A 25,014-nucleotide genomic window follows, 5' to 3' on the forward strand; every position below is an offset into this window, starting at 1 on the left:
CGGCGTTAACGCAAGAGGACGACGGCGGGAGGTCCCGCCGTCGTCCTTCCTTTGTTTGGAGTTCTTGTACAGATAATGGCCGCTAAAGCGCCTCGAAGTCGCGATAGGTGGACAAAATCTCCGCCAGGTGCTCGCCGGCCGTGAAGGCGCGGGTGACGGCGGAGCCGAGGGTCGCCCCGCCTCCCGGGTAGTTGTTGCGGAAGACGCCGGCGGAGACGTTGCCGGCAGCGTAGAGTCCGGGGATCGGCTGCCGGTGCCGGTCGAGGACCCGGCCGGAGAAGTCGGTGTCCAGGCCGCCGGAGGTTCCCAGCACGCCGGCGGAAATCCGGACGGCGTAAAACGGGGCGGAAGCGAGCGGGGCCAGGCACGGGTTGGGGGTGTTGGCGGCGTCGCCCAGGAACCGGTCCTGCGGGGTTGCGCCGCGGTGGAACTCCGTGTCCACTCCATTCGAGGCGTCCGCGTTGAACCGGGCCACCGTGGCCGCCAGCCCGGCGGGGTCGATCCCGACCTTTTCGGCCAGCTCCTCCAGCGAACCCCCGGCTGTGATCCAACCCGCCGGGGCTCCGGCGGCGGATCCCGCCACCGGATACTTCGCCAGGTACGCCGCATCGAAGACGAGCCATGCCGGGTTGTTCTGCTGGCGGCCGGTCAGCGGGTCGACGGAGGCGAACACCCGGCACGCATCGTGGTAGTTCAGCGCCTCGTTCACAAACCGCGTCCCGGCAGCATTCACAGTGATCGAGCCAGGCAGTGTCATTTCCACGTTCCCCATCCGGCCGGAGCGCACGCCGTCATATTCGTGAGATGCCTCGGAAATCACCGGCACTCCCCAGATTGCGGTCATGTCCGCCACGGCGGCGCCCGCCTTCAGACCCAGTTCCAGGCCGTCGCCCTGGTTGGACGGCGCGCTGATGGGCGTCACGGGAAACGGCAGGAATGCCTGGCGGAGCCGCGGATTCCACTCGAAACCGCCGGACGCGAGGACGACGGCGGCCGCGGACACCGTTCTGCCCGATGCAGCACCGCCGAGGGTCACGACCCATCTGTCCCCATCGCGGGCCAGATCTTCGAACGGCGCAGAGACCGCGATCTCCACGCCGCGGTCCAGGGCGCTCACCACCAGCGAACCCACCAGCGCGCCGCCCATGGTCCGCACGCCCGTTGCGGCGCGCCGTGCCAACAGCTCCGGATCCGCCGCCCGGCCGTTGAGCCGGTCGCGTTCAGTCATGGTCAGCAGCGGAAAATACGACGACGGCCGGATCGCCTCCGCGAGGCCCGGGTACCCCGACATGTCGAAGGCGCCGTTGTCCAAGCTGCGTCCGCCGTCGGCCGCGCCTTGCCATTCCATGTGGTAGTCCGGGCGGGCGATCGGCGTCAGCGAAACCCTGGTTTCGGCGTCGAGATAGGCGACGGCGCGCGGCGCCGTGCTGACGTACCACTCCACCTCCTCGTGGCTCAGCACGTGCCCCGCAGCTTCGGCGAGATACGCAACGCCGTCCTCATGGCTGTCCCCGTAGCCGGCCCGGCGGCCCAGATGGTTGTTGGGAGCCCACATCACGCCGCCTCCGGCCGCGGTGGTTCCGCCGAGGAGCTCCGCCTTCTCGGCCACGAGCACCCCCAGCCCGGCGTCGGCCGCCCGGATGGCCGCCACCAGGCCGGCCGCGCCGCTCCCTGCGACCACCACATCGTAGGTGTCCGAGACATTCCCGGCGGGGGTGAGCAACGGGGTATTCGCCGCCCGGCTCATGCCTTGGCTCCCGTGAAGGCGGGGGTGTCCGTTTCGCAGGCAGCGGACGAGGCGGGCATGTCCACCACGATCTTGCCTACCGGCTCGGTGCGGCTGCGCATCAGTTCGAAAGCCTGCTGCAGGCTGTCGAAACCAAAGCGGTGCGTCACCAGCGCGCGGGCCTGGTCCCGGTGCCGGGCCAGCAGTTCCAATCCCGCCGGAATGAGGTTCAGGCTGTTTCGGCTGCCCAACAGGTCGATCTCCTTGAAAGGGATGGCGTTCACGGGAATGGACGCCATCCTCGCCGAGATTCCGACCTGGACGACCCGTCCGGCACTCGCCACCAGGCGCACGGCGTTCTCCAGCGAAGACGGAACACCCGTGGCCTCGATGACCAGCTCCGGCCCGGCTAAATCCGTCAGCGCGTCCAGCCGGGCGGCCTGGGCCGCGCCCGGGAACTCCGTGCGGGGATCCACCTGGAACGTGTCCACGGCACCGAATTTGGCGGCCAGCTCCAGCCGGTCCGGCTCGGTATCGGCGCAAACCACCCGAACACCGAGGTCCGTCAGGTACAGCGCCGCGAGCAGCCCGATTGGACCGCTGCCCAGCACCAGCGCCGTTTCCCCGGCCGACGGCCGGCCCCGGTTCACGGCCTGCATCGCAATCGACGCGGGCTCGGCCAAGGCCGCGAGATCCAGGTCCACGCCGTCAGGGACCAGGCACAGCTTCTCCACCGGTACGCTAACCAGCTCCACCAGTGCTCCGTCCGAGTAGCAGCCAATGCAGCCGATGTTCTCGCAGACGTTGAACCGGCCCATGCGGCACGGGCGGCACTGTCCGCAGTAGACCATCGGGCTGACGGCGACCCGGTCACCGGTGCGGATGCCGGCGCCGTTGGTTCCGATGGCCTCGACGATGCCGGCGAACTCATGGCCTTGGATGACGGGCAGCCCGGCGGGATAGTCGTCCTCCCAGATGTGCAGGTCGGTGCCGCACAGGGTGACGTTGTGGACGCGGACCAGGGCGTGGCCGGGTGCCAGGACCGGCTCCGGAACGTCCTCGTACCGGATGGTTTCCTTGGCGACCGTGCGGGCAATCAGCATGACGCGCTCCTAGTTCCCGGCGGCGCCGGCGGCGGCGTCAGCACCAAAGACGATGTTCCACTGCCGGATGCTGCGGTGCTCCACAAGTCCGTGGCGGAAGAACGGGTCCTGGTCCATCAATGCTTCGGCGTCGGCCTTCGAGTCCGCCTGGATGATCAGCAGCGCACCCGGATCCTCCCCGGGCCCGAAGGGGCCGCTCTTCACCAGCCTGCCGTCGTCGAACTGTTCCTGCAGGAATGCCACGTGGCGGGGCCGGTGTTCGTCCCGTCGCGGGGACGTGGCGGCGGAGTAGGCGTAGGTAACAGCGAAGGTTCCCATGGGTGTGTCCTCATCGTTGAGCTGACGGTTGTTCCCTCCATGGTGGGCACCACGATTGTGCCGCGTCCAACACTTATTCGGTCTATGAGTATGTTTGGAAAACACATAATGCACGACGGCGGGAGGCCGGGCGGGGTGCCCGGGGGACCGGTGCGGGACTCAGCCGGCAGGTGTGGGGAGGACTTCCTCTGCGACGGCCAGGGCCACCGCCAGGGCGGGGGAGATGCCTGCCGGATTCCATGCCAGGCCCGATTCCAGCAGCGGTGTGGTGCCCGTCAGAGGAATGAACACGGTTCCGCCGGGCATGATGGTGGCGACGGAGGCGGGCATCAGGCTCACCCCGACACCGCCCGCAACGAGCGACAGCGCCGTATAGGGATCGGTGACCTCCTGCGCCACTCTCGGCCTGAAACCGGATGCGGCGCAGGCGGCAAAGATGGCCTCGCGGAGCGTGGACCCCTGGGCGGCGCGCATAGTGACAAAACCGTCGTCGGAAAGCTCGGCGAGCGCGATCGCCGGCCGCTCCGCCAGCGGGTGGTCCACCGGCACGGTGGCGCCCAGCTGTTCGAGGGCGATGGTGCGGGTGGCCAGGGCTGCCGCATCCAGTGGCAGCCCGACAAAGGCAAGGTCCAGTGAACCGCTCCGGAGCTGCTGCAGCGCGTCCTGGGTCAGCAGTCCGCCGGTGAGCGTGAGGTCCAAGGCCGGGTAGCGGTGCCGGAGCGCCCTGGTCAGCGGCGGAAGCGTCCGGTGGTTCAGGGCGCCGGAGAAGCCGATGCTGAGCCGGCCGTAGAACGTGCCGGGCTCGGTGACGGCGGAACGCCGGGCGAGATCAAGTTCGTCCATGACCCGGCGGGCGTGGGGGAGAAAGGCGACACCCGCCGTCGTCAGCGCCACAGAACGGGTGCTGCGCTCAAACAGCTCCGAGCCGAGCTCCTTCTCAAGCTTCCTGATGGTCTGGCTCAGCGGCGACTGGGCCATTCGGAGGCGGTGCGCTGCCCGGCCGAAGTGCAGCTCCTCGGCCACGGCAAGGAAGGCCTCGATTTGCCGAAGCTCCATGCAGTTCCTCCTGTGCCCCGCAGCGGCGGGTCCGAATATGCAGATAATGCCCTCAAATTAGCAATCTGAGGGCATTATCTGCTTGTTCGCGCTTGGTTGCTGTGCGTCCAGAAGGAAGCTAGCGCACCGGGTTGCCCAGCTGCCGCAGCGGGGTCTTGTGGGTTTCGCGGGCCCAGTACGCGCCGGCCACGGCCAGCAGCGAGGATGCCGCGACGATCCAGGCGGCAGGGCCCCAGTTGGCCTTGTCGGCGCCGACCAAGGCAGTGCCCAGCAGGGGGGTGAAGCCGGCGCAGAGGATGCCGACCTGCAGGCCGATGGCCATGCCCGAGTAGCGGACCTTGACGTTGAACAGCTCGGAGAACCAGGCCGGGTAGATCGCGTTGGACATGGAGTACGTGCCGGCGGTGATCACCGTGCTGGCGAGGAAGATCATGGGGATGTTGCCGGTGGAGATGACGGAGAAGTAGACGAAGATCATCAGTCCGGACCCCAGGACGCCGGCGATGAACACCGGGCGCCGGCCGAAGCGGTCCGAGAGGTGAGCCATCAGCGGCTGGCTGGCGATGGCGATGACGTTGCCGACGATGCTCACCCAGAGCATGGTGGACGCCGGTACGCCGACCGACACGGCGTAGGCGAGGCCGAAGGACTGCATGAACGTGTTGGTGACGGTCTCAAAGGACATCAGGGCAACCTGGAAGAACTGCGCCGGGTGCGTCTTGAACATCTTGGCGAACGGAAGCTTGACCAGTTCGCCGTGGTCGTGCTTTTCCTCGAACACCTCGGGCTCCTCGAGGGAACGCCGGACCAGGTAGGCGACGACCAGCACCACCAGCGAGAGCCAGAACGGAATGCGCCAGCCCCAGGCGAGGCGGTCCGCCTCGCTCATCGCGGCCACGGGCAGGAAGGCAAGGGAAGCGAGGACGATGCCGGCGGAGATGCCGCTCATGGCGAAGCTGGCGAAGAAGCCGCGGCGGCCCTCCGGGGCCTCCTCGGTGGACAGGGCTGAGGCGCCTGCGGTCTCCGCGCCGGCGGACAGGCCCTGCATGAGGCGCAGGACCACCAGCAGGGCGGGTGCCCAGTAACCGACAGCGTTGAAGTCCGGGAGCACGCCGATCAGGAATGTTGCCGAACCCATGAGCACCAGGGTCAGTACGAGCGTGTTTTTGCGGCCGATCTTGTCCCCCAAGTGGCCGAAGACGATGGCGCCAAAGGGGCGTGCCACATAGGCAACACCGAACGTGGCAAAGGAGGCGATGAGGGCGACAGTTGCATCGCCTGCGGGGAAAAAGATCTTGGAGAAGACCAGTGATGCCGCGGTGGCGTAGATGAAGAAGTCGTAGTACTCCAGCGCGCCGCCGAGGAAGGCGGCGAGGGCGGCCTTTTTGGCACGCTTCAGCTGGTATTGCTGCGCCTCGGTGCTGACATTAGGGGCAAGCTCGGTCATTGCAGGGTCCTTCCGCACTGAAAGACGGGGTCCGGATTTTCAAATTGTGCGTATCGCGAACAAGCGTACGATATGCGACTAGAAGAAGAATAGCGCAGAGTGAAGTGACTCACAATCCGCTTCTGTTTGCCCGCCCTCCGCGTTTGCGGCGGACCTTATCCTTGGTAGGTCAGGAACAGTTCGCAGCTTGAAGTGCAGGGAGCCCATGGACGAACAGCCGGCCTACTTCGTGAAATCGGTGGAGAAGGCGTTCGATGTGCTCCTGGCGTTCACCCCGAACTCCCCGCGGCTGACGGTCTCCCAGGTGGCTGCCGCAGCGGACATGACCAGGGCTTCCGCCCGCCGGTTCCTCCTCACCCTCGCCGACCTCGGCTACCTGCGCACGGACGGGACACGCTTTGAGCTGACGGCCCGTTCGCTGGACATCGGCCGGTCGTACCTGGCCAACCTCGAGCTTCCGGCCATCGCGGACCGGCACCTGAAATCCCTCGCCGCCGAGCTGAACGAGACCACCTCGCTCTGCGTGCTGGACGGGGCCGATGTCGTGTATGTGGCGTGCGTGCCCTCGCCGCGGCTGCTCAGCGTCACCATCACCGTGGGAACCAGGTTCCCGGCCTGGGCGACGTCCATGGGGCGCGTGCTGCTGGGCGGCCTGGCCGAGGAGGGGCTGCAGGCCTACCTCGAAAACGTCCGGCTGCAGAAACTGACCGAGCACTCGATCGCGAGCCCGGACCAGCTGCGCACGGAGATTGAACGCGCCAGAGCCAGGGGCTGGTCCATGGTGTCGCAGGAACTGGAGGAGGGGCTGCGCGGCGTGGCCGTGCCGGTCTGGCGCGGCCATGACATGGTAGCGGCCGTCAACGTCTCCCTCCAGACCCACCGTTCGCCGGCCGACGACATCGAAAAGTCGGTGGTGCCGCGCCTGCAGGAGGCTGCCCGGCAGATCGGCCTGGATTATGGCGGGGACGCGGCCGGGCTGCGGGGGGCCTGATGGCCAACTCGCCCTCCGGCGAATCCGTCATTCAGCGGGTGGTGAAGATCCTCGATGCCTTTTCGAAGGGCCGTCCGCGGATGTCGCTGAGCGAACTGGTCCGCGCCACGGGCATGTCCAGCAGCACCGCCCACCGGCTGGCCAACGACCTGGTGGACAGCGGGCTGCTGAACCGCAGCGACGCCGGTGACTACGGCGTCGGTATGAAGATGTGGGAACTTGCGTCCCGCAGTAATCCCCTTGAGGAATTCCGGCGGCGGGGCCTGCCGTTCCTGGAAGGGGTACACGCCGCTGTCCGGGAACAGGTCTCACTCTCCATTCCCGACGTCGATTCCGGCACCGTGCTGTACCTGGAGCAGCTGGACCGGCACGGCACCGTCACCAATCTCGCTGCAGTGGCCGGCCGGCTCCTGATCCACAACACGTCCTCCGGGATGGCCATGATGGCGCATATGCCGCGTGACGTGCAGGAACGGTTCCTGGCGGGTCCGCTGGAGAAATCCACCGCCGCCACAGAGACCGACCCCGCCCGCCTGCGCGCCCAGCTCGCCCTGATCCGGGAGCGCGGCTACGTGCGCATGGCGGGCGTGCTGGTGGAAGAAAACACCGCCTACGCCGTCCCCGTCTTTGGTGAGGGCAACAGCGTGATCGGGGCGATCGCCGTCGTAATTCCGACGGCGGACGAGGATCCCAAGGTGGTCCTTCCTGTGCTGGTGGCCGCGGGGCGCGGCCTGTCCCGGACCATGGGCGCCGAACGGCGGCCCTACGGCACACGGCCCTGGCTCCAAGGTGCCTGACCTGAGGCTCTGAGCTCCTGGCCGGACGGCAGCTTCCCAGCTGCCATCCCATTGAACGGGAAATGGCGCCGCGATGCTTTTCCCTGCTCCTAGTGTTTTTCCCCAGAGCCACAGGCACCGGACACGGTGCAGGCCAACACTTCCGGCCCCCTGATTTCGGCGGGGCCGCCCTGGAAACTCAATGAGGAGAAACCTATGGGACACGTCCAACCCCCAACCCCCGCCGGGGAGACCGCCGTCCTGGAACGCGCGGAAAGCCTCCCGGCAAAGACCCCGCGGAAGGCCGCCCTGGCTTCCTTCCTGGGATCCACGCTGGAGTACTACGACTTCTTCATCTACGGCACTGCCGCGGCGCTGGTGTTCCCGAAGATCTTCTTCCCCGGCGGAGATCCTGTGGTTGCCCTGCTCGGTGCCATGGCCACATTCGGCGTCGGCTACCTGGCCCGGCCGCTGGGCGGGGTCATCATGAGCCACTTCGGGGACAAGATCGGCCGCAAGCAGGCACTGATGATCACGCTGGTGATCATGGGCGTGGCCTCCATCGGCATCGGCTTCCTGCCCACTTACGGCCAGATCGGTTACTGGGCCACGGCCCTCCTGCTGGTGGGCAGGCTGGCCCAGGGATTCTCCGCCGGTGCCGAGGCCGCGGGGGCCTCCACCCTGACCATGGAGCACTCCCCGGAAGGACGCCGCGGCTTCTTCACCAGCTTTGTGATGACCGGCTACGCCTCCGGCATGGTGCTCTCCACTGTGGTGTTCATCCCGCTGGCCGCCCTCCCGGAGGAGCAGTTGCTGGGCTGGGGCTGGCGGGTCCCGTTCTGGCTGTCCGCCGTCGTGCTGCTGGTTGCCTACTGGATCCGCACCAGGCTGGAGGAGCCGCCTGTGTTCGAAGAGACCGTGGAGGCGAAGAAGCCCAAGGGCATTCCGGCGGCTGAGGTGCTGAAAACCCAGTGGCGCGATGTCCTGCGGGTGGCCCTGGTGATGCTGTTCTCCGTCATGCAGACCACGTTCACCGTCTACGCCCTGGCCTACGCCACCGGCAAGGGCATCGGGCTGGACCGGACCCTGATGCTCACGGTCAACGCAGTCACCATCGGCCTGTCCATGTTCACCATCCCGCTGGCCGGCATCATCTCGGACCGCTTCGGCCGCAAGAAGGTGCTGCTGGTGGGTGCCCTCGGCTGCGCCGTCACCTCGTTCGGGTACTTCTGGGCCATCAGTGAGCACAACATCCCCCTGATCTTCGCCTTCGGGATCCTGAACATGTCCGTTTTCTACTCCTGCTGGAACGGCGTCTGGACGGTCTTTTTCCCTGAGATGTTCCCGGCGCCGGTCCGCTACTCCGGGATGGCCATCGGCAGCCAGGTGGGCCTGATCCTGACCGGCTTCGCCCCCGCCATTGCCACCCTCCTGGCCCAGCCCGGACCCGGAGGCTGGGTCCCGGTGGCAGCCTTCACGGTGGCCTGCCTGGCGGTGTCCGCGATCGCCATCGCCACGGCCCGCGAAACCCACAGAACGCCGCTCGAGGAACTCGGCCTGCCGCGCCAGCGCCGGATGTCCGCCTGATTCCCCGTTCCCCGTCCCTTCCCCTCCAGAAAGAAAGTTGGAACCATGACCCCGCCAGCAACCGCCCGCCGAACGTACAGAGCCGGAATCGTGGGCTGCGGCGCCATCTCCCGCAACCACCTCGAGGCCTTCGCCGCCCTGGATAACGTCCAGGTGGTGGGTGTGTGCGACATCGACCCGGACCGGGCACGCGCCACCGCCCGTGCCTGGGACGTGCCGAACGCGCTGAACACCGTGGACGAGCTCCTGGCGCTGGGCCTGGACATCCTCTCGGTGGGCACGCCCCACCCCACCCACGAGGAGGTGGTGCTCAAGGCCGCGGCAGCAGGGGTACATGTGCTGTGCGAAAAGCCCATCGCCACGCGGCTGGAGCCGGCCGAGCGCATGGTGGCTGCCTGCGAGGACGCCGGCGTGCAGTTCGGCGCGCTGTTCCAGCGCCGCTTCTGGCCGGCGGCGCAGCGGATCCGCTCGGCGATCGACGACGGGACGCTGGGCCGGCCGCTGCTGGCCCAGTGTTCCGTGATGCTGCACCGCGCGCCGGAATACTATTCCCGCGACGCGTGGCGCGGCACCTGGAAGAACGACGGCGGCGGCGTCCTCATGACGCAGGCCATCCACCAGATCGACCTGCTGCAGTGGTACCTCGGCGACGTCGCGGAGGTCTACGGAAAGGTCAACACCTACCGGCACGGCGACTACATCGAGGTGGAGGACTCCGCCACGGCCGTCATCACCTTCACCTCCGGCGCCATGGCAACGCTGGAAGCGTCGACGGCGGTGTCCCCCAACCTGGGGATCCAGCTCCGGATCACCGGTGAAACAGGTGCCTCGGCATCGCTCACTGAATTCCCCGAGGGCAGCGACGGCCGGCTGGACCTGTGGGCCGTGGGGGAGAAGATCACCGTGGAGCCTGTCCACCCCGAGGGCGTGGAGCCCAACGTGGACCTGTCCACCATCAATGGCCAGTTGATTCCGCACCACACCAGCCAGGTCCGGGACTTCGTGCAGGCGCTGGAGGCAGGCACCGCACCCGCCATCACCGGCAAGGATGCCCTGAAGTCGCTGCGGATCCTGCTGGCGGTCTACGAATCCGCACGCACCGGGCTCCCGGTCCGCTTCGCTGATGCCGAAGCTCCGGCGAGAGTCCAGCTGCCCGCCGACGTCGAGGTTTCAAGCGGCACCCGGGTCCCGGCGGAAGCTGCAGGCTGAGCCATGAACAACACTCGCCACGCCGCCCGCCCGCTCACCCTCGGCCGGAACGGCCGCACGCCGCGGACACTCCGCAACCGGCTCGCCTCCGCGCCGATGGAACGCAACTACGGCACCGCCGACGGTCACATCACCGAGCAGTACATCGACTACCTCGTCACCCGGGCCAGGGCCGGCCTGGGGCTGGTCACGACTGAAGCCACGTACGTCCGGGCCGACGGCAAAGGCCGCACACACCAGCTGGGCCTGCACACCGACGCGGTGATTCCCGGGCTGCGCCGTCTCACCGGTGCGCTGCACGCGGAAGGTGCGCTGGCCGCCGTCGAACTTAACCACGGCGGCCGGACCGCCCAAACAGCGGTGTCCGGGCACAAAAACGTGGCGCCGTCCCCGGTGCCGTGCGAGGTGGCCGGAGGGGAGGTTCCCCGGGAGCTGACCACCAGCGAATGCCATGAGCTGGTGGCCTCTTACGCCGCGGCCGCCCGCCGGGCGGTGGCCGCGGGCTTCGACGTCATCAACATCCACGGCGCCCACGGCTACCTGATCCACCAGTTCATGTCGCCGATCTCCAACCACCGCACCGACGAGTTTGCCGCGCCCGAGCACTTCCTCAACCTGGTCATCGACGCCGTCCGCGATGCCGCGCCGGATGCCATCATCGGCATGCGGGTCTCCGTCCTGGAGGGCCCGGCGGACGGCATCAGCGCAGAGTTCCAGGTAGCCATCATGGCCAAGGCGCACCTGGAGCAGCTGGACTTCCTGGACCTGTCCGCCGGCAGCTACGACGCCGGCGAATGGATCGTGCAGCCCGGTGAATGGGAGCCCGGGCTGCTGCGCGACTACGCAGCGGCCTATCGCCGGTTCGGGCTTCCCCTCGGCATGGCCGGGCGGCTGAACACTCCGGCCGTCATCGAGGAGGTCCTCGGCGATGGCGTCTGTGACTTCGTCAGCCTGGCCCGGGCCATACACGCCGACCCCGGCTTTGCAGGCGGCGTCCTGCGGGGTGAGGTTTACCGTCCCTGCATCGCCTGCAACGTCTGCATCGACACCCTCGGCCAGGGGCAGGTTACCTGCACCGTCAACCCTGCCGTCGGGCGCTCGCGGGTGCCGCTTCCCACGCCGGCCGTGCGTCCGGGAGCCCGGATCACCGTGGTGGGTGCCGGACCGGCGGGACTTACGGCCGCCCGGGAACTTGCCCTGGCAGGTGCGCGGGTCACCGTGTTCGACGACGGCGCCCGGCCGGGCGGGCAGTTCGCCCTTGCGGAACAGATGAAATCGACGCCGGATTTCCACCGGTTCACCGACTGGGCCGCCGCCGAGAATGACCGGCTGGGTATCGAGCTGCGGCTGGGCTGCCGTATCAATACCCGCGACGCAGGGGCGCTGGCCCGGGAAACCGGAGCCGACGCCGTCGTCCTGGCCACAGGCGGGACCCGTCCCGGGGCAGACTTTCCGGGCGCCGACCTGCCGGGAGTTATGGACGTGCGGGACTGGCTGGCGGACCATCCGGAAGTGAATGAGTCAGGCGATGTTCCGGAAGCTGTGACCATCTGGGGCGCCGACTCCGTGGCCATGAGCCTGGCGGATACCCTCGCGGACCGCGGCACCGCGGTGCTGCTGGTGGGGCCGCAACACGTCCTGGCACCGGAATCCGGACGGCGGGCGAAGATCCTTGCCGTTCCACGGCTCGAACAGAATCCCCGGGTCCGGATCCGGCTGGGTGCCACGATCGAGGAATACGACGGCGGCCGGATCCGGATCTCGGGACCGGCACGGGACGGGTCCGGAGCCGACGAGTGGCTGGACGCGCCGGGAAGCCTCCTGGTGTCCCGCTCGGTGCTGCCGCTGGACGCTTCCATCCCGGTGGCTGACCGCGAGGCGGACCTGACCCGGGCTGCCGGCGTGCCGGTGGTGTTCGCCGGAACCGTGGCGGACCCGGCCCCTGCCATTGCGTCCAACGCCGTGAAGAGCGGCCATGACGCCGCGCAGCGCATCGCCGCAGCCCTCGCCGCCGAAGCCGCGGGCGGTGCAGAACCTGACCGTCCCGGCATTCCCACAGACAGCGAACTCAGCATGAACGGAGCAGCATCATGAGCGCACCTGGCCGCCTGCTGGGCCTGGCCCAGCTCTCCCTCCTCAACACCGCCCCGCCGCAGCTCGTGGCCATCGCCGCAGAGGCCGGCTTCGACTTCATCGGCGCCCGCGTCCGCGCCGTCACGCCCACCGAGCGGCCCTACGACCTGCAGCCGGGATCGCCGATGCTGAAGGAGACGCTGGCCCGGATGGCCGACACCGGGGTCACCGTCCGCGACATCGAGTTCCTGCTGCTGGACGGCACCGACCAGCGTGGCTCGTGGCTGGCGATGATGGAAGCCGGGCAGGCGCTCGGTGCCGCGTCCCTGACCGTGGCCGCGTCAGACCCGGACACCGCCCGCCTGGCGGACACGCTGGCCCAGATGGCGGAGGACGGCCGGAACCACGGAATCGTGCCCACCCTCGAGCCGATCTCTTATCAGGCGGTGAACTCGATCCCCGCCGCTGTGGTCCTTGCCCGCGCCGCCGGCTGCAGCATTGTGGTGGACGCGCTGCACCTGAACCGCTTCGGTGCGGTCCCGGGCTCGCAGCAATGGCAGGACCTTGAAGAGAACCTGGATCTGGTGCCGCTGCTGCAGCTGTGCGACGGACCGGCACAGGGTCCGGCCGACCGTGCGGCGCTGGTGGCGGAATCGCGCTCGGAACGCGGTGTGCCCGGCGAAGGCGGCTTTGACCTCGCCGCCCTGGTGCACCTCTTTCCCGCGGACGTCCCGGTGAGTGTCGAGGCGCCGTCTGACAGCACGGTGGCACGGCTGGGGGAGCTGGGCTGGGCGCGGCGGCTGAGGGAAGCGGCGCTCGCCGTCCTCGCGCCGGTGTCTACAGAGAGAGCGTCAGCAGCAGCGAAAGCGGTAAAAGCATGAGGGAAACAGCAGCAGAAGCAACCGCAACCACGGCGGAAACAGGAACGACGGCGGAACTGGCACCCGGCGTCGTCATTCCGCTCATAGGACTGGGCACCTGGCCCATGACCGGCGAAGACGCGGCCAGTGCCGTGGACCGCGCCATCGCCAACGGATACCGGCACATCGATACCGCGGAGAATTACGGCAACGAGGAGGCCGTGGGGGAGGGGATCCGCCGCAGCGGCATTGACCGCGGGGACCTGTTCCTCACCACCAAGTTCAACCGGCACTGGCACAGCAAGGCCGGTGTGCGCGAGGCCTTCGGTGCAGCAGCCCGGCGGATCGGCACCGAGTACCTGGACCTCTTCCTCATCCACTGGCCGAATCCTGCCCAGGGCCGGTTTGTCGAAGCGGCGGAAGGGCTCACCCGGCTTGCAGAGGAGGGACTGATCCGGTGCTGGGGCGTATCCAACTTCAAGCCTGCCCACCTTCGGGAGCTGCAGGCGGCAGGCCTGGACGTTCCGCTCAACCAGGTGCAGGTTGATCCTGAACACCAGCAGTCGGATCAACTGGCCTTCCATGCGGAGCATGGCATTGCGACCGCCGCCTACAGCCCGCTGGGCCGCGGCGGCGGATTCCTTTCCGACCCTGCCGTCATGGGCCCGGCCGGGGAATATGGCAAGACGCCGGCGCAGGTGGTGCTCCGCTGGCAGGTCCAGTCCGGCAGGGTGGCCATCCCCAAATCCGCCGACGACGGGCGGCAGCGCGAAAACCTCGACGTCTTCGGCTTTGCCCTCACCACCCCGGAAATGGCAGCCATCGACGCCCTGAACACCGGAGCGCCGCCGCGGCTGGACTCAGACGAATTCGGACACTGAAAGTACCACTGGAGTAAAAGATGACTTCCCCGATTGATGCAACAACCCTTTCGCTGAGCTGCGACGTGCTGGTGGTGGGCTCCGGCGCGGGCGGACTGGCCGCCGCCGTGACGGCCGCCTACCACGGGCTAAGGGTTGTGGTGGTGGAAAAGGCGGACGTGTGCGGCGGTGCCACGGCGTGGTCAGGCGGCTGGGCTTGGGCGCCCGGCAATCCGTTGGCCAAGGCCGCCGGCGTTAGCGAGGACAAGGAGGCGTTCCGGACCTATCTGCGCGGTGTCCTGGGACCCGACTACCAGGCGGACAGGGTGGACGCATTCCTGGAAGCCGTGCCGCACATGGTGGGCTTCTTTCACGACAAGACGGCGCTGCAGTTCGTTCCCGGCGCCAACATCAACGACATCTACGGCGGGCTCCCCGGCGCCGGGACCGGTCACCGCTCCGTGGGGCCCAAGCCCCTGAACGCCCGGCGGATCCGGCCGGAGGTACGCGCCAAGCTGCGGCACCAGCTGTATGAAACCTCGTTCCTGGGAATGGGCATCATGGCAGGGCAGGACCTGGGCAAGTTCCTGTCCGCTTCCCGGGGCAATCCGCAAGGGATCCTCCATGCGGGCCGGCGTTTTGGCCTGCACCTCGTGGATCTGCTGACGCACCGGCGCAACATGCAGCTGGTCAACGGCACGGCACTCACCGGCAGGCTGCTGCAGTCGGCGGACCAGCTCGGTGTCGACATCCGCGTCTCCACGCCTGCCCGCCGCCTCCTGACCGACGCGGCAGGCAAAGTGGCGGGCGCCGTCGTCGAAACTCCAGAAGGGGAGTTGCGGATCAACGCCTCACGTGGAGTTGTCCTGGCCGCCGGAGGCTTCCCGCGCGACGTAGAGCGCCGGAAGGCGCTGTTCCCGCACGCGCCTTCCGGGCACGAACACTGGACCTTGGCCCCTGCGGAGGCCAACGGCGACGGAATCAGCCTGGGCCAGTCGGTGGGTGCCCGATTCAGGACCGACGTGAAATCCGCCGCTGCGTGGTGCCCGGTGTCGCTGGTGCCGTACCGCAGCGGCCGGACCGGCACGTTCCCGCACATCATGGACCGCGCCAAGCCTGGCAGCATCGGCGTCCTGCGCAACGGGAAGCGGTTCGTCAATGAGGCCAACGGGTACTACGACTACGTGGCGGCAATGCTCGAGGCCACGCCGGCGGGGGAGCAGGCGGAGGCCTGGCAGATCGCCGATGCCCGCTTTGTGCGGCGCTTCCCGCTGGGCATGGCCAAGCCGCTGCCCGTGCCGCTCTTCCCCTATCTGCGCTCCGGCTACCTCAGGAAGGGCCGCACCATCGAGGAACTGGCCGCAAAATGCGGCATCGATCCTGCCGGATTGAAAGAGACGGTGGAGCGGTTCAACCGCCATGCGGCCCTTGGCGAGGACCCGGACTTTGGCCGGGGTGCCACGGCGTTCAACCGGTACGGCGGCGATGCTGCGGTGAAGCCGAACCCCTCGCTCGGCCCCATCGGGAAGGGCCCGTTCTACGCCGTGCGCATCGTGCCCGGGAGCTTCGGCACCTTCGCCGGCCTGGATGTGGACGGCCGCTCCCGCGCCCTGGACGACGACGGCCGGCCGGTCCCGGGCCTGTACGTCGCCGGCAGCGACCAGGCCAGCGTGATGGGCGGGCACTATCCGGCCGGCGGCATCAACCTGGGGCCGGCGCTCGCGTTCGGGTATGTTGCAGGCCGCGATCTGGCTGGCGTGGTGGAGTACGAGGACGACGGGACCAGACCCGCGGAGGCAGTCGCCGAGGCGGATGCTCTCCAGACCCATTGACACCCGCGGCGGGCGGCCATATCCTACAACCAAATGGTTGTAGATCAGCTTAGTGATGCCGAACTTGACCGCCTTTTTCAGGCGCTCGCGGACACCACCCGGCGGGACATCATGCGCCGGGTGACGGTGGGTGACTACTCGGTGACCGGTCTGGCGGCCCTCTACGCCATGAGTTTTGCCGCCGTTCAAAAGCATGTGGCGGTGTTGGAACGCGCGTCCCTCGTCACGAAGGAAAAGCGCGGAAGGGAGCAGATCGTGCGGGGCAACCACGATGGCCTGGAGAAAGCCCGCCGCCTGCTTGACGAGTACGAGGCGATCTGGCGGCAGCGCGTCGCCCGGATCGCAGACATCCTCACTGAAGAAGCGGGCATCCGCACTGAAGAATAGGAAGGGTCCGGCAATGACGGTTATCAGCACCAGCAAGAATCCCGAGGAACTCAGTTTCACCCTCGTGGCAGAGTTCGACGCCGATGTGAAGCGCGTCTGGCAGATCTGGGAAGACCCGCGGAAGCTCGAGCGCTGGTGGGGCCCGCCCACCTACCCCGCCACATTCAGCCGCTACGAATTCACTCCCGGCGGAGAGGCCTCCTATTACATGACCGGCCCGGAAGGCGAGAAGCCCCACGGCTGGTGGCGCATCACCGACATCCAGGCACCGCACCGGCTCGAATTCGACGACGGGTTTGCCGACGACAACGGCGCCCCGGTGGAGGCCATGGGCGCCTCCCACGCCACCGTCACGCTCGAGGATATCGGCGGCCGGACCCGGATGACGGTCCGGTCCGTGTTCGAGTCCGAAGAGCAGATGAACGAGATGATGGAAATGGGCATGGAGGAAGGCATGAAGGAGGCCGCCGGGCAGATTGATGCCCTCCTGGCCGAGCACTCCGTCGCCTAGCTGATGCCCTGGCCGGGACGGGCTGCCGGCCAAAGGGCAAAAAGCAAGAGGACGACGGCGGGAGGTTCCCGCCGTCGTCCTCTTGCGTTGGATTGGTGCTGGTTACAGCGCAGCCGTGTTCAGGCTGAGCGTGAAGGTGTTCGGACCGGTGAGGTGGACGGCCACGTCATTCTTGTGGGCGTTCGCCCGGCTCGAAAAATCGTGCACCAGCGACTCCAGGGTGTGGTCCACAGCGGAGCGGTCCCAGATCTTGATCGTCATTGATTCAGCGTTGTCAAAGGTCATCTCTCAGTGCTTTCGTGTCTGGGCAAGGCGCCTATGCGATGCCGCGGAACAGGACAGCCCAGGAACGCTCGGAGGCCTAAGGCAGCTCGACGAGCTCACCGGTTTGGCCTCATTGCGTCCACCAGGATTTTGTTGTGTTTGAACTTCTCAGCAAGTCCGAATCGGAAAGCGTATTCCTACTCGGTCTCACTCCATGATGCACAGGCGCGGAAGGGCATTTCAACCGATTTGACCCCGAAGGGCGGGTGAGGTTAGCCACACCCCATTACGCGCGAACGTACACTCGGGGCCCTCAGCAAGCGCTTGCCAAGGGCCACAAGTGTACGTTCGCGCTCAGCCGATGACCGCCAGGACTGACCCGGCGGTGACCACCTCGCCTGCTCCGGCGGCGATGCCGGACAGAATGCCGCCCCGGTGCGCGGGGACGCTGGTCTCCATCTTCATCGCCTCCAGCACCACCACCGGGTCGCCTTCGGCCACCTCGGTTCCCGGCTCCACGAGCCACTTCACCACGGTGCCGCTCATGGCGGCGCGGAGCTCGGCAGGGTCGGAGGAACCGCCGTCGGACGGGCCTCCGCCGGCGTGAACAGCCGCAACACCGCCGGGAAGTCCCTGCCCTGAGCGTGCCCAGCCGTCCAGCAGGTCGGCAGGAAGGCCGACGGCGAGCCGGCGTCCGTCCACGTCCACGGTGATGGTGCGGCGCCGGCCTTCGGGTCCGGTGGGGCTGAAGTCGGGATCGGCCGGAATGCTGTCCGCGAAGTCGGTCTCGATCCAGCGGGTATGCACATTCAGGGCGGCCTCCGAAACGAAGTCCGGGGCCTCCACTACGGCCCGGTGGAACGGCAGGACGGTGGCCACCCCGGTGATGCTGAGTTCGGCGAGGGCACGGCGGGCCCGCCGCAGCGCCTGCTGGCGGTCGGCTCCGGTGACAATCAGCTTGGCCAGCAGCGAGTCGAACTGCGGTGCCACGAAAGAGCCGGAGCGGACTCCGGTGTCCAGCCGGATGCCGGGGCCGGTGGGTGCGGTGAATCCGGTGACGGTGCCGGGGGAGGGCAGGAAGCCGCGCCCCACGTCCTCGGCGTTGATCCTGAATTCGAAGGCATGGCCACGCGGTGCGGGATCCTCGGTGAAGCGGAGCCGTTCCCCGGCGGCGATGCGGAACTGTTCCTGGACCAGGTCGATGCCCGTGGTTTCCTCGGTGATGGGGTGTTCCACCTGCAGCCGTGTGTTCACCTCAAGGAAGGCGACGGTGCCGTCGGCGGCGACCAGGAACTCCACCGTCCCCGCGCCCGAGTAGCCGGCTTCCCGGCAGACTGCCTTGGCGGCGTCGTAAATCCGGGCCCGCTGATCCTCGGTGAGGAACGGCGCCGGGGCCTCCTCCACCAGCTTCTGGTGGCGCCGCTGGAGGGAGCAGTCCCGGGTTCCGACGACGATGACGTTGCCGTGCGTGTCGGCCAGCACCTGCGCCTCCACGTGGCGGGGCCTGTCCAGGTACCGCTCCACGAAGCATTCACCGCGGCCGAACGCGGCCACCGCCTCGCGGACGGCTGAATCGAAGGCCTCCTCGACCTCGTCCATGTTCCGGACCACCTTCAGGCCGCGGCCGCCGCCGCCGAACGCTGCCTTGATGGCGATCGGGAGCCCGTGCTCTTCGGCGAAGGCGTGCGCCTCCGCGGCGGATCCGACCGGCCCGTCACTGCCAGCCACGAGCGGGGCGCCGGCGCGGACGGCGATCTCGCGGGCGGTGATCTTGTTGCCGAGCTGGCGGATGGCCTCCGGCGACGGCCCGATCCATGCGAGCCCGGCGTCCAGCACCGCCTGCGCAAAATCCGCGTTCTCCGACAGGAAACCGTATCCGGGATGGACCGCATCCGCCCCGGCAGCGGCAGCCGCGCCGAGCAGCTTCCCAATGTTCAGATAGGTGTCCGCCGGCGAGTTTCCGCCAAGGCTGAAGGCCTCGTCGGCGGCGGCAACGTGCAGGGCGTCCGCGTCGATGTCGGCATACACGGCCACGGAGGCCAACTGCGCGTCGTCGCACGCCCGGGCGATGCGGACGGCGATTTCACCGCGGTTGGCAATGAGGACCTTGTGCATCAGTTACTCGCTTTTCGTTCGGAAATTTCGTCGGAGGGGCCGGCCGGGGCGGCGGCCGATTCGGGGGCGATGCGGAAGCGGATGCTGCCGCCGATCGGGACCTGGGCGGCGAGGTCCAGCTGGTGGTCCACCACCACGCCGATCACGGGGTAGCCGCCGGTGATGGGATGGTCGGCAAGGAAGAGGACCGGCAGGCCCTCCGGCGGCATCTGGATGGCACCCGCCACGGTCCCCTCGCTGGGCAGCTCGCCGGTGCGGCTGCGCTGCAGGGGTGTTCCCTGCAGTCTCATGCCCACGCGGTTGGACTCCGGCTTGACCGTCCAGTCCTGGCCGCACAGGGAGTCGATCGCGGCCTGGTCGAACCAGTCCGCCCGCGGTCCCGGGACAATGTCCAGCACGGTGACGCCGCCTTGCGGATAGTCGGGCTGGAGTTCCGGGCTGCCCACGACGCCGGATTCGGATTCGCCCCCGGAGGGCAGCAGTTGGCCGGGCGCCAGCGGCTGCGGTCCGATGCCGGACATCGTGTCGGTGGAGCGGCTGCCCAGCTCCGGCTTCACGTCCACACCCCCGCGGACAGCGATATAGCTGCGGAAGCCCGCCTCGGGCACGCCGATGGTCAGGATTTCGCCGTCGAGGAGGGCGAACGGCGCAGCCATGGGAACGGTGCGCTGACGCGCCCCTGCTCGGGTGTCCGTCGCATCTGCGGTTTCCGTCTTGCCGGGGGAGTCCGACGGCGTCACAACGGTGAGTGCCGACGGCGCCCCCGTGACGGCCATGACCTGGTCACCAACGGCCTGCAGCCTGAGCCCGCCGGAGACGGTCTCTATGGCGGCGGCCGACGGCGCGTTCCCCACAATGCGGTTTGCCCGCCGGAGCGAGGCCCGGTCCAGGGCGCCGGCAGCGGAGACACCAAGGGCCGAATGCCCCTGCCGGCCCAGGTCCTCGATGAGGCTGTGGAGCCCGGGCGACAGGACACGGAGGCCGTGCGTGGTTGCCGGGGCTGACTGTGTGCTGTTGGCCTGCTTGCTGTCGGTTGCGCCGTTGTCCGCCGAGGCTTCAGGCGCCATCCGGACCACGTCGCGGACGGCGCGGAACTGAACCCGGTGACCGGGGCTGGCCAGGGCGGGCTCGGGGCGGTCGAGGTCCCACATCCTGGCTCCGGTGCGGCCAATGAGCTGCCACCCTCCCGGCGACTTGCGCGGGTAGACGGCAGAGTAGTTTCCGGCGAGCGCCACCGATCCTGCCGGAACAGCGGTGCGCGGGGAACTCCGGCGCGGAACTTCCAAGACCTGGTTCTCACCCACCATGTAACCGAAGCCCGGCGCGAAGCCCGCGAAGGCGACGGTCCAGACCTGGCCGGTATGGGCCGCGACCACGCCGTCGGCACCGAGGCCGGTGAGCGTCCCCACTTCGGCGAGATCCTCGCCGTCGTACACGGTGTCAATGACCACCAGTCCGCCGGCCTGCTCCGCCGGCGCCGTGAGGTCCAGCTCCAGGAGGGCCTGCCCGATCCGCCGGGCAGCCGCGGGTGATTCCGCCCTGACCATGACGGTTTCGGCGGCGGCCAGGACGTCCTGCTGCCCCGGCAGCGGAGCCTCGAGGAGCGCGGCCTGGAGGGCGACCACTTCCTGGGTGCCGGAAACCTCGGCAAGGACGGTGCGCGTTCCCACCGGCCGCACCGAGCGCACCCTGCCCGGGCTGGTTGCAACGTTGGCGTTCGCCATCGGGTCCTGAATCCGCCGCTTCATGCTAGGCGAAGGCCCTGATGTTGATTCCGGCGCCGTCCAGCGCGCGCTTCACGGCCACAGCCATGGCCACCGCGCCCGGGGAGTCCCCGTGGACGCACACCGATTCGGCGTCAATTTTCAGGCTGGAACCGTCGATGGCACGGATGGCCTCCCCGGTGGTCATCTGCAGGACGCGGGCCGCAACCATGTCCGGGTCTTCGAGCACGGAACCGGGCTGGGAGCGGGACGTCAGCGTGCCATCCGGGTTGTAGGCGCGGTCCGCGAAGGCTTCGGTGACGGCCCGGAGCCCTGCGGCCTCCGCGAGGCGCAGGACTTCTGAGCCGGGCAGGCCAAGGATGGGCAGTTCCGGATCCACGGACTTCACCGCGTCCACCACGGCGCCCGCCTGAGCGGTGTTGTGGACGATCGCGTTGTAGAGGCCGCCATGCGGCTTGACGTAGCGGACCCGGGTGCCGGCCGTCGCTGCCAGGGCCTGCAGCGCACCGATCTGGTAGACGACGTCGTCGGCCAGCTCGCGCGGGTCCACCTCCATGTACCTGCGGCCGAATCCGGCCAGGTCGCGGTAGCCCACGTGGGCGCCGACCACCACGCCGGCCTTGGCGGCCGCCTCGCAGGTGGTTCTGATGACGCTGGGATCGCCGGCGTGGAATCCGCAGGCTACATTGGCGCTCGACACGGAGGCCATCATGGCTGCGTCGTCTCCCAGGCTCCATCGCCCGAACGATTCACCGACGTCGCTGTTCAAATCTATTGCGTGCATTGTGACCCTCATCTCAACTCGTCCTAACACAAGGATGCACCCTCCGGCAGAAATGTTCAACAATTCAACAATCCAATTGTGGTGGATTCGTGTAGATTCGGTGTATGGCCACAGTGAACCCGAGCCCAGGCGTCTCCCGGCTGCGCGTGGCTGTGCCGTCGGTGGCCACCCGTGTGGCGAGTGAGCTCCGGCTCCAGATCGCGGAAGGTGCGCTTCCGCCGGGGACCAAGCTGAAGGAAGAGGCGCTGTCCGAAGAGCTCGGGGTCTCCCGCAACACCGTGCGCGAAGCATTTGCCGAACTGGCCAGCGAGCGGCTGGTGGTCCGCCAGCCCAACCGGGGCGTCTTCGTGGCGAGCCTTGACGCCAGCGACATCCACGACGTCTATGCCGTCCGCCGGGCCATCGAGGTCAGCGCCGTCCGCGGCGGCGGAAGCGCCGAGAGTATTGCCGCAGTGCGTGCCGCCGTGGAGGAAGGTAAGCGCGCGGCCGAGGCCGGGGACAGTGAAGGGCTGGGCAGCGCCAACCAGCATTTCCACGGCGCCCTCGTGGCCATGGCCGGCAGCGAACGCCTGAACACCATCATGTCGCAGGTGCTGGCCGAGATGCGGCTGTTCTTCCACAAGGCCTCCATCGACGGCGGCTTCTACCAGGACTACCTGGCGGACAACGAGCAGATCTGCAAGGCATTGGAGGCGGGAGAATACGAGCGCGCCGCCGAGCGCCTCCTGGCCTACCTGGACCGGTCCGAGGAGCACCAGACCGCCGTCCACTCGTCCTAGTCACAGCTCGTCCTAGGTACAGCGCGAATTAAGTACAGCGCGAACGGACACTTGTGGCCCTTGGGAACTGCTTTCCAAGGGCCACAAGTGTCCGTTCGCGCTTTAAATCCTTGACCGTGTGAACCCTTGACCATGTGATCTGGGTCGCGTACATTGTTCAACAAGTTCCGGATTGTTCTACATTTCCACAATCCAACAGAACGCTCCGCTATCGGCGGCTGTCCGGGGGAAGCCGCCACCCAGCCTCAGCGCCCGCGCCTGTCAACGTCGCAGGCCGGACAGACTGGCGCACCAGTGCATCCGCAGCTAACGGATGCCATCCACACTTTCCATGGAGGAACTAATGGCCAACCAATCCGCACTGGCCTCCGCAGGTACCAGGCCCGCCGTCGGGCGCAAGGACATGTACAAGGCATTCGCGGCCAGCCTCACGGGAACGGCGTTGGAGTTCTATGACTTCGCCGTCTACTCCGCCGCTGCCGCCATCGTTTTCCCGCTGATCTTCTTCCCGGCGTCGGACCCTGTGACGGGGACCCTGCTGGCCTTCTCGACGTATGCGGTGGGCTACATCTCAAGGCCGGTCGGCGGCATCATCTTCGGCCGTCTCGGCGACGAAATCGGGCGGAAGAAGATCCTGGTCTTCACCCTGATGCTCATCGGCGTGGCCACCTTCCTCATCGGCCTGCTGCCCACTTACGACAACATCGGCATCATCGCCCCGGCCATCCTTGTCTTCCTCCGGTTTGCGCAGGGCGTCGGTGTTGGCGGCGAATGGGGCGGCGCAGTCCTGCTCTCCAGCGAGTTCGGGGAACCGAGCCGCCGCGGCTTCTGGGCCTCCGCGGCGCAGATCGGCCCGCCCGCCGGAAACCTGATGGCCAACGGCGCACTCGCCGTCCTCACCCTGGCCATGTCCGAGCAGGCATTCCTGGACTACGGCTGGCGGATCGCCTTCCTGATCTCGGCCCTGCTGGTGGCGTTCGGGCTGTGGATCCGCCTGAAGCTCGAGGACACGCCCATCTTCAAGGCCATGGAAGCCCGCGGCGACCAGCCCAAGGCCCCGATCAGGGAAGTCCTCACCACGCAGCGCAGGCCGCTCCTTGCAGCGATGCTCAGCCGCATCGGCCCGGACGTGACCTACGCGCTTTGCACCGTCTTCACCTTGACGTACGGCATCCAGGAACTCGGCTTCGACCGCGGCCAGGTGCTCGTGGCGGTGCTGGTCGGTTCGGCGCTGCAGCTCTTCACGATGCCGCTCGCTGGCGCCATCTCCGACCGGATCAACCGGCGCCTGGTCTACGGGATTGCCGCAGTGGCGGCAGCAGTCTGGGCCTACCTGTTCTTCATCGTCCTCGAAGGGCGCTCCCCGGTGATGCTCGTGGTGGGCACCGTGCTGGGCCTGCTGTGCCACTCCTTCATGTACGGCCCGCAAGCCGCGTTCGTCGTCGAGCAGTTCACGCCGCGGCTCCGCTCCACGGGCAGCTCGCTGGCATACACCTTTGCCGGCATCATCGGCGGCGCCATCGCACCGTTCATGTTCACCCTGCTGCAGAGCACCTTCCACAGCTGGGTTCCGGTGGCCGTCTACCTCAGCGTTGCCTGCCTGCTGACCCTCGTGGGCCTTGCCCTGGGCCGCGACTCGAACGTGGCCGAGGACGAGGAATACCTGCGGGGATCCGCAGAACCTGCCGAAAGCGCAACCCGATGAGCAGCGCCCGGGTAAACCAGGCCAACGCACTCCTGCCGCCGTCGGAAGCCCGCCTGCAGTTCCGCAACGGCTTGGTCACACCCACCTCCGGCTGGAGCGACGGGTACACCCAGGCCAACCTGATCGCGGTGACAGCCGACTACGCGGACGAATTCCTCGAATTCTGCCGGCTGAATCCCAAGCCCTGCCCCGTCGTCGACGTTATTCCCGCGGGGCAGTACGAAAGTGCCCTCGCCCCCGGCTCTGACATCCGGACCGACATCCCGGCCTACCGGGTGTGGAAGGACGGGGTTCTGGCCGCGGAGGTGCCCGACGTCCGGTCCCTGTGGCGCGACGACATGGTGGGCGTGCTCATTGGCTGCAGCTTCACCTTCGAGGCTGCGCTGGCCGCCGAGGGCATCCCGTTGCGCCACACCGAGATGGGCCGCAACGTCCCCATGTACCGCACGAACGTCGAGTGCACCCCGGCGGGGCGGATCCATGGCCGCATGGTCGTCTCGATGCGCCCGATGCCGGCCGAACTCGTGGACACCGCCATCCGGGTCACTGCGGAAGTGCCCAAGGTCCACGGCGCCCCGGTCCACGCCGGATCGCCGGAAGCCCTGGGCATTGCGGATATCGCCCGCCCCGACTTCGGGGACCCCGTGGACATCCGGCCGGGGGAGGTCCCGGTGTTCTGGGCCTGCGGTGTCACCCCGCAGAGCGCGGTCATGGCGTCCAGGCCTGCCTTTGCCATCAGCCACGCTCCCGGACACATGTTCATCACGGACGTTCCGGAGAGCACGTACCGGGTGCCGGCCGGGCAGTAAGGCAGAACGGCAGCAGGGAAGAACGACGGCGGGGCAGGGCCACTCGGTGTGGCCCCGCCCCGCTTTTCGTTGCCCTGCTGTAGTTATGGCCGGGCTGT

Annotated in this window: 22 protein-coding genes; 13 read left to right on the top strand and 9 right to left on the bottom strand. The window is 68.0% G+C overall.

All coding sequences use genetic code 11. The features are described 5' to 3' along the window. Nucleotides 1-82 precede the first annotated feature (82 nt). The 5 genes from BWQ92_RS13440 to BWQ92_RS13460 all read right to left on the bottom strand — a co-directional run bounded on the left by BWQ92_RS13440 (nucleotide 83) and on the right by BWQ92_RS13460 (nucleotide 5,650). On the bottom strand, nucleotides 83-1,747 hold the full coding sequence (locus BWQ92_RS13440) for an FAD-dependent oxidoreductase (protein WP_076800206.1): 1,665 nt from the start codon (nucleotides 1,745-1,747) through the stop codon (nucleotides 83-85). Continuing rightward, a complete protein-coding gene (locus BWQ92_RS13445; RefSeq protein ID WP_076800208.1) occupies nucleotides 1,744-2,829 on the bottom strand; it encodes an alcohol dehydrogenase catalytic domain-containing protein in 1,086 nt (361 codons plus the stop codon). The genes BWQ92_RS13440 and BWQ92_RS13445 overlap by 4 nt, the downstream gene beginning before the upstream one ends. A gap of 9 nt (nucleotides 2,830-2,838) precedes the next feature. Beyond that, nucleotides 2,839-3,147: a YciI family protein gene (locus BWQ92_RS13450; RefSeq protein WP_076800211.1), complete on the bottom strand. Its 309-nt coding sequence runs from the start codon at nucleotides 3,145-3,147 to the stop codon at nucleotides 2,839-2,841. Nucleotides 3,148-3,306: 159 nt separating this feature from the next. Further along, nucleotides 3,307-4,203, bottom strand: a complete 897-nt coding sequence (locus tag BWQ92_RS13455) for a LysR family transcriptional regulator (protein ID WP_076800212.1) — start codon at nucleotides 4,201-4,203, stop codon at nucleotides 3,307-3,309. Nucleotides 4,204-4,321: 118 nt separating this feature from the next. After that, entirely contained in the window at nucleotides 4,322-5,650 is a 1,329-nt protein-coding gene (locus BWQ92_RS13460) for an MFS transporter (protein WP_076800214.1), read from the bottom strand. 205 nt (nucleotides 5,651-5,855) lie between these two features. Between BWQ92_RS13460 and BWQ92_RS13465 the strand changes: the two genes are divergently transcribed. From BWQ92_RS13465 to BWQ92_RS13510, 10 genes are all read left to right on the top strand, one after another. After that, nucleotides 5,856-6,641 (top strand): IclR family transcriptional regulator domain-containing protein, encoded by a 786-nt coding sequence (locus BWQ92_RS13465; protein WP_076800216.1) that lies wholly within the window; start codon nucleotides 5,856-5,858, stop codon nucleotides 6,639-6,641. Beyond that, nucleotides 6,641-7,438: an IclR family transcriptional regulator gene (locus BWQ92_RS13470; RefSeq protein WP_076800218.1), complete on the top strand. Its 798-nt coding sequence runs from the start codon at nucleotides 6,641-6,643 to the stop codon at nucleotides 7,436-7,438. The genes BWQ92_RS13465 and BWQ92_RS13470 overlap by 1 nt, the downstream gene beginning before the upstream one ends. A 195-nt stretch (nucleotides 7,439-7,633) precedes the next feature. Continuing rightward, nucleotides 7,634-9,004: an MFS transporter gene (locus tag BWQ92_RS13475; protein ID WP_076800220.1), complete on the top strand. Its 1,371-nt coding sequence runs from the start codon at nucleotides 7,634-7,636 to the stop codon at nucleotides 9,002-9,004. 45 nt (nucleotides 9,005-9,049) lie between these two features. After that, nucleotides 9,050-10,213 carry a Gfo/Idh/MocA family protein gene (locus tag BWQ92_RS13480; RefSeq protein WP_076800222.1) on the top strand — a complete coding sequence of 388 codons (1,164 nt, stop codon included), beginning with the start codon at nucleotides 9,050-9,052 and terminating at the stop codon, nucleotides 10,211-10,213. A gap of 3 nt (nucleotides 10,214-10,216) precedes the next feature. Then, complete coding sequence (locus BWQ92_RS13485; protein WP_076800224.1) at nucleotides 10,217-12,307, top strand: oxidoreductase; 2,091 nt, start codon at nucleotides 10,217-10,219, stop codon at nucleotides 12,305-12,307. Next, the gene (locus BWQ92_RS13490; RefSeq protein WP_076800226.1) at nucleotides 12,304-13,167 is read left to right on the top strand and encodes a sugar phosphate isomerase/epimerase family protein; all 864 of its coding nucleotides are present in this window, start codon (nucleotides 12,304-12,306) and stop codon (nucleotides 13,165-13,167) included. The genes BWQ92_RS13485 and BWQ92_RS13490 overlap by 4 nt, the downstream gene beginning before the upstream one ends. Continuing rightward, a complete protein-coding gene (locus BWQ92_RS13495; protein WP_076800228.1) occupies nucleotides 13,164-14,027 on the top strand; it encodes an aldo/keto reductase in 864 nt (287 codons plus the stop codon). The genes BWQ92_RS13490 and BWQ92_RS13495 overlap by 4 nt, the downstream gene beginning before the upstream one ends. A 20-nt stretch (nucleotides 14,028-14,047) precedes the next feature. Beyond that, nucleotides 14,048-15,838: an FAD-dependent oxidoreductase gene (locus BWQ92_RS13500; protein WP_076800230.1), complete on the top strand. Its 1,791-nt coding sequence runs from the start codon at nucleotides 14,048-14,050 to the stop codon at nucleotides 15,836-15,838. Between the two features lie 33 nt (nucleotides 15,839-15,871). Further along, complete coding sequence (locus BWQ92_RS13505) at nucleotides 15,872-16,225, top strand: ArsR/SmtB family transcription factor (RefSeq protein ID WP_076800232.1); 354 nt, start codon at nucleotides 15,872-15,874, stop codon at nucleotides 16,223-16,225. A gap of 13 nt (nucleotides 16,226-16,238) precedes the next feature. After that, the gene (locus BWQ92_RS13510; RefSeq protein WP_076800234.1) at nucleotides 16,239-16,736 is read left to right on the top strand and encodes an SRPBCC family protein; all 498 of its coding nucleotides are present in this window, start codon (nucleotides 16,239-16,241) and stop codon (nucleotides 16,734-16,736) included. Between the two features lie 102 nt (nucleotides 16,737-16,838). On the opposite strand, the gene BWQ92_RS13515 is transcribed toward BWQ92_RS13510, so the two are convergent. The 4 genes from BWQ92_RS13515 to BWQ92_RS13530 form a co-directional block, all read right to left on the bottom strand. Then, a complete protein-coding gene (locus BWQ92_RS13515) occupies nucleotides 16,839-17,021 on the bottom strand; it encodes a hypothetical protein (RefSeq protein ID WP_076800236.1) in 183 nt (60 codons plus the stop codon). Between the two features lie 333 nt (nucleotides 17,022-17,354). After that, entirely contained in the window at nucleotides 17,355-19,115 is a 1,761-nt protein-coding gene (locus tag BWQ92_RS13520) for an acetyl/propionyl/methylcrotonyl-CoA carboxylase subunit alpha (protein ID WP_076800238.1), read from the bottom strand. Beyond that, complete coding sequence (locus BWQ92_RS13525) at nucleotides 19,115-20,863, bottom strand: 5-oxoprolinase/urea amidolyase family protein (protein ID WP_236782956.1); 1,749 nt, start codon at nucleotides 20,861-20,863, stop codon at nucleotides 19,115-19,117. The genes BWQ92_RS13520 and BWQ92_RS13525 overlap by 1 nt, the downstream gene beginning before the upstream one ends. 1 nt (nucleotide 20,864) lies before the next feature. Then, the gene (locus BWQ92_RS13530) at nucleotides 20,865-21,623 is read right to left on the bottom strand and encodes a LamB/YcsF family protein (RefSeq protein WP_076800240.1); all 759 of its coding nucleotides are present in this window, start codon (nucleotides 21,621-21,623) and stop codon (nucleotides 20,865-20,867) included. 104 nt (nucleotides 21,624-21,727) lie between these two features. On the opposite strand from BWQ92_RS13530, the gene BWQ92_RS13535 reads away from it, so the two are divergent. The 3 genes from BWQ92_RS13535 to BWQ92_RS13545 all read left to right on the top strand — a co-directional run bounded on the left by BWQ92_RS13535 (nucleotide 21,728) and on the right by BWQ92_RS13545 (nucleotide 24,916). After that, the gene (locus BWQ92_RS13535) at nucleotides 21,728-22,402 is read left to right on the top strand and encodes a GntR family transcriptional regulator (RefSeq protein ID WP_076800242.1); all 675 of its coding nucleotides are present in this window, start codon (nucleotides 21,728-21,730) and stop codon (nucleotides 22,400-22,402) included. A 343-nt stretch (nucleotides 22,403-22,745) separates the two neighbouring features. Continuing rightward, on the top strand, nucleotides 22,746-24,107 hold the full coding sequence (locus tag BWQ92_RS13540; RefSeq protein WP_076800244.1) for an MFS transporter: 1,362 nt from the start codon (nucleotides 22,746-22,748) through the stop codon (nucleotides 24,105-24,107). After that, a complete protein-coding gene (locus tag BWQ92_RS13545; RefSeq protein ID WP_076800246.1) occupies nucleotides 24,104-24,916 on the top strand; it encodes a putative hydro-lyase in 813 nt (270 codons plus the stop codon). The genes BWQ92_RS13540 and BWQ92_RS13545 overlap by 4 nt, the downstream gene beginning before the upstream one ends. Nucleotides 24,917-25,014: the final 98 nt, after the last annotated feature.

The sequence above is a fragment of the Arthrobacter sp. QXT-31 genome (assembly GCF_001969265.1).
Lineage (GTDB): Bacteria > Actinomycetota > Actinomycetes > Actinomycetales > Micrococcaceae > Arthrobacter.

Excerpts from the sequence above, each read along its gene's own strand:
- BWQ92_RS13440 (WP_076800206.1), bottom strand. The coding sequence starts at position 1,747 with ATGAGCCGGGCGGCGAATACCCCGTTGCTCACCCCCGCCGGGAATGTC.
- BWQ92_RS13445 (WP_076800208.1), bottom strand. The coding sequence starts at position 2,829 with ATGCTGATTGCCCGCACGGTCGCCAAGGAAACCATCCGGTACGAGGAC.
- BWQ92_RS13450 (WP_076800211.1), bottom strand. The coding sequence starts at position 3,147 with ATGGGAACCTTCGCTGTTACCTACGCCTACTCCGCCGCCACGTCCCCG.
- BWQ92_RS13455 (WP_076800212.1), bottom strand. The coding sequence starts at position 4,203 with ATGGAGCTTCGGCAAATCGAGGCCTTCCTTGCCGTGGCCGAGGAGCTG.
- BWQ92_RS13460 (WP_076800214.1), bottom strand. The coding sequence starts at position 5,650 with ATGACCGAGCTTGCCCCTAATGTCAGCACCGAGGCGCAGCAATACCAG.
- BWQ92_RS13465 (WP_076800216.1), top strand. The coding sequence starts at position 5,856 with ATGGACGAACAGCCGGCCTACTTCGTGAAATCGGTGGAGAAGGCGTTC.
- BWQ92_RS13470 (WP_076800218.1), top strand. The coding sequence starts at position 6,641 with ATGGCCAACTCGCCCTCCGGCGAATCCGTCATTCAGCGGGTGGTGAAG.
- BWQ92_RS13475 (WP_076800220.1), top strand. The coding sequence starts at position 7,634 with ATGGGACACGTCCAACCCCCAACCCCCGCCGGGGAGACCGCCGTCCTG.
- BWQ92_RS13480 (WP_076800222.1), top strand. The coding sequence starts at position 9,050 with ATGACCCCGCCAGCAACCGCCCGCCGAACGTACAGAGCCGGAATCGTG.
- BWQ92_RS13485 (WP_076800224.1), top strand. The coding sequence starts at position 10,217 with ATGAACAACACTCGCCACGCCGCCCGCCCGCTCACCCTCGGCCGGAAC.
- BWQ92_RS13490 (WP_076800226.1), top strand. The coding sequence starts at position 12,304 with ATGAGCGCACCTGGCCGCCTGCTGGGCCTGGCCCAGCTCTCCCTCCTC.
- BWQ92_RS13495 (WP_076800228.1), top strand. The coding sequence starts at position 13,164 with ATGAGGGAAACAGCAGCAGAAGCAACCGCAACCACGGCGGAAACAGGA.
- BWQ92_RS13500 (WP_076800230.1), top strand. The coding sequence starts at position 14,048 with ATGACTTCCCCGATTGATGCAACAACCCTTTCGCTGAGCTGCGACGTG.
- BWQ92_RS13505 (WP_076800232.1), top strand. The coding sequence starts at position 15,872 with ATGGTTGTAGATCAGCTTAGTGATGCCGAACTTGACCGCCTTTTTCAG.
- BWQ92_RS13510 (WP_076800234.1), top strand. The coding sequence starts at position 16,239 with ATGACGGTTATCAGCACCAGCAAGAATCCCGAGGAACTCAGTTTCACC.
- BWQ92_RS13515 (WP_076800236.1), bottom strand. The coding sequence starts at position 17,021 with ATGACCTTTGACAACGCTGAATCAATGACGATCAAGATCTGGGACCGC.
- BWQ92_RS13520 (WP_076800238.1), bottom strand. The coding sequence starts at position 19,115 with ATGCACAAGGTCCTCATTGCCAACCGCGGTGAAATCGCCGTCCGCATC.
- BWQ92_RS13525 (WP_236782956.1), bottom strand. The coding sequence starts at position 20,863 with ATGAAGCGGCGGATTCAGGACCCGATGGCGAACGCCAACGTTGCAACC.
- BWQ92_RS13530 (WP_076800240.1), bottom strand. The coding sequence starts at position 21,623 with ATGCACGCAATAGATTTGAACAGCGACGTCGGTGAATCGTTCGGGCGA.
- BWQ92_RS13535 (WP_076800242.1), top strand. The coding sequence starts at position 21,728 with ATGGCCACAGTGAACCCGAGCCCAGGCGTCTCCCGGCTGCGCGTGGCT.
- BWQ92_RS13540 (WP_076800244.1), top strand. The coding sequence starts at position 22,746 with ATGGCCAACCAATCCGCACTGGCCTCCGCAGGTACCAGGCCCGCCGTC.
- BWQ92_RS13545 (WP_076800246.1), top strand. The coding sequence starts at position 24,104 with ATGAGCAGCGCCCGGGTAAACCAGGCCAACGCACTCCTGCCGCCGTCG.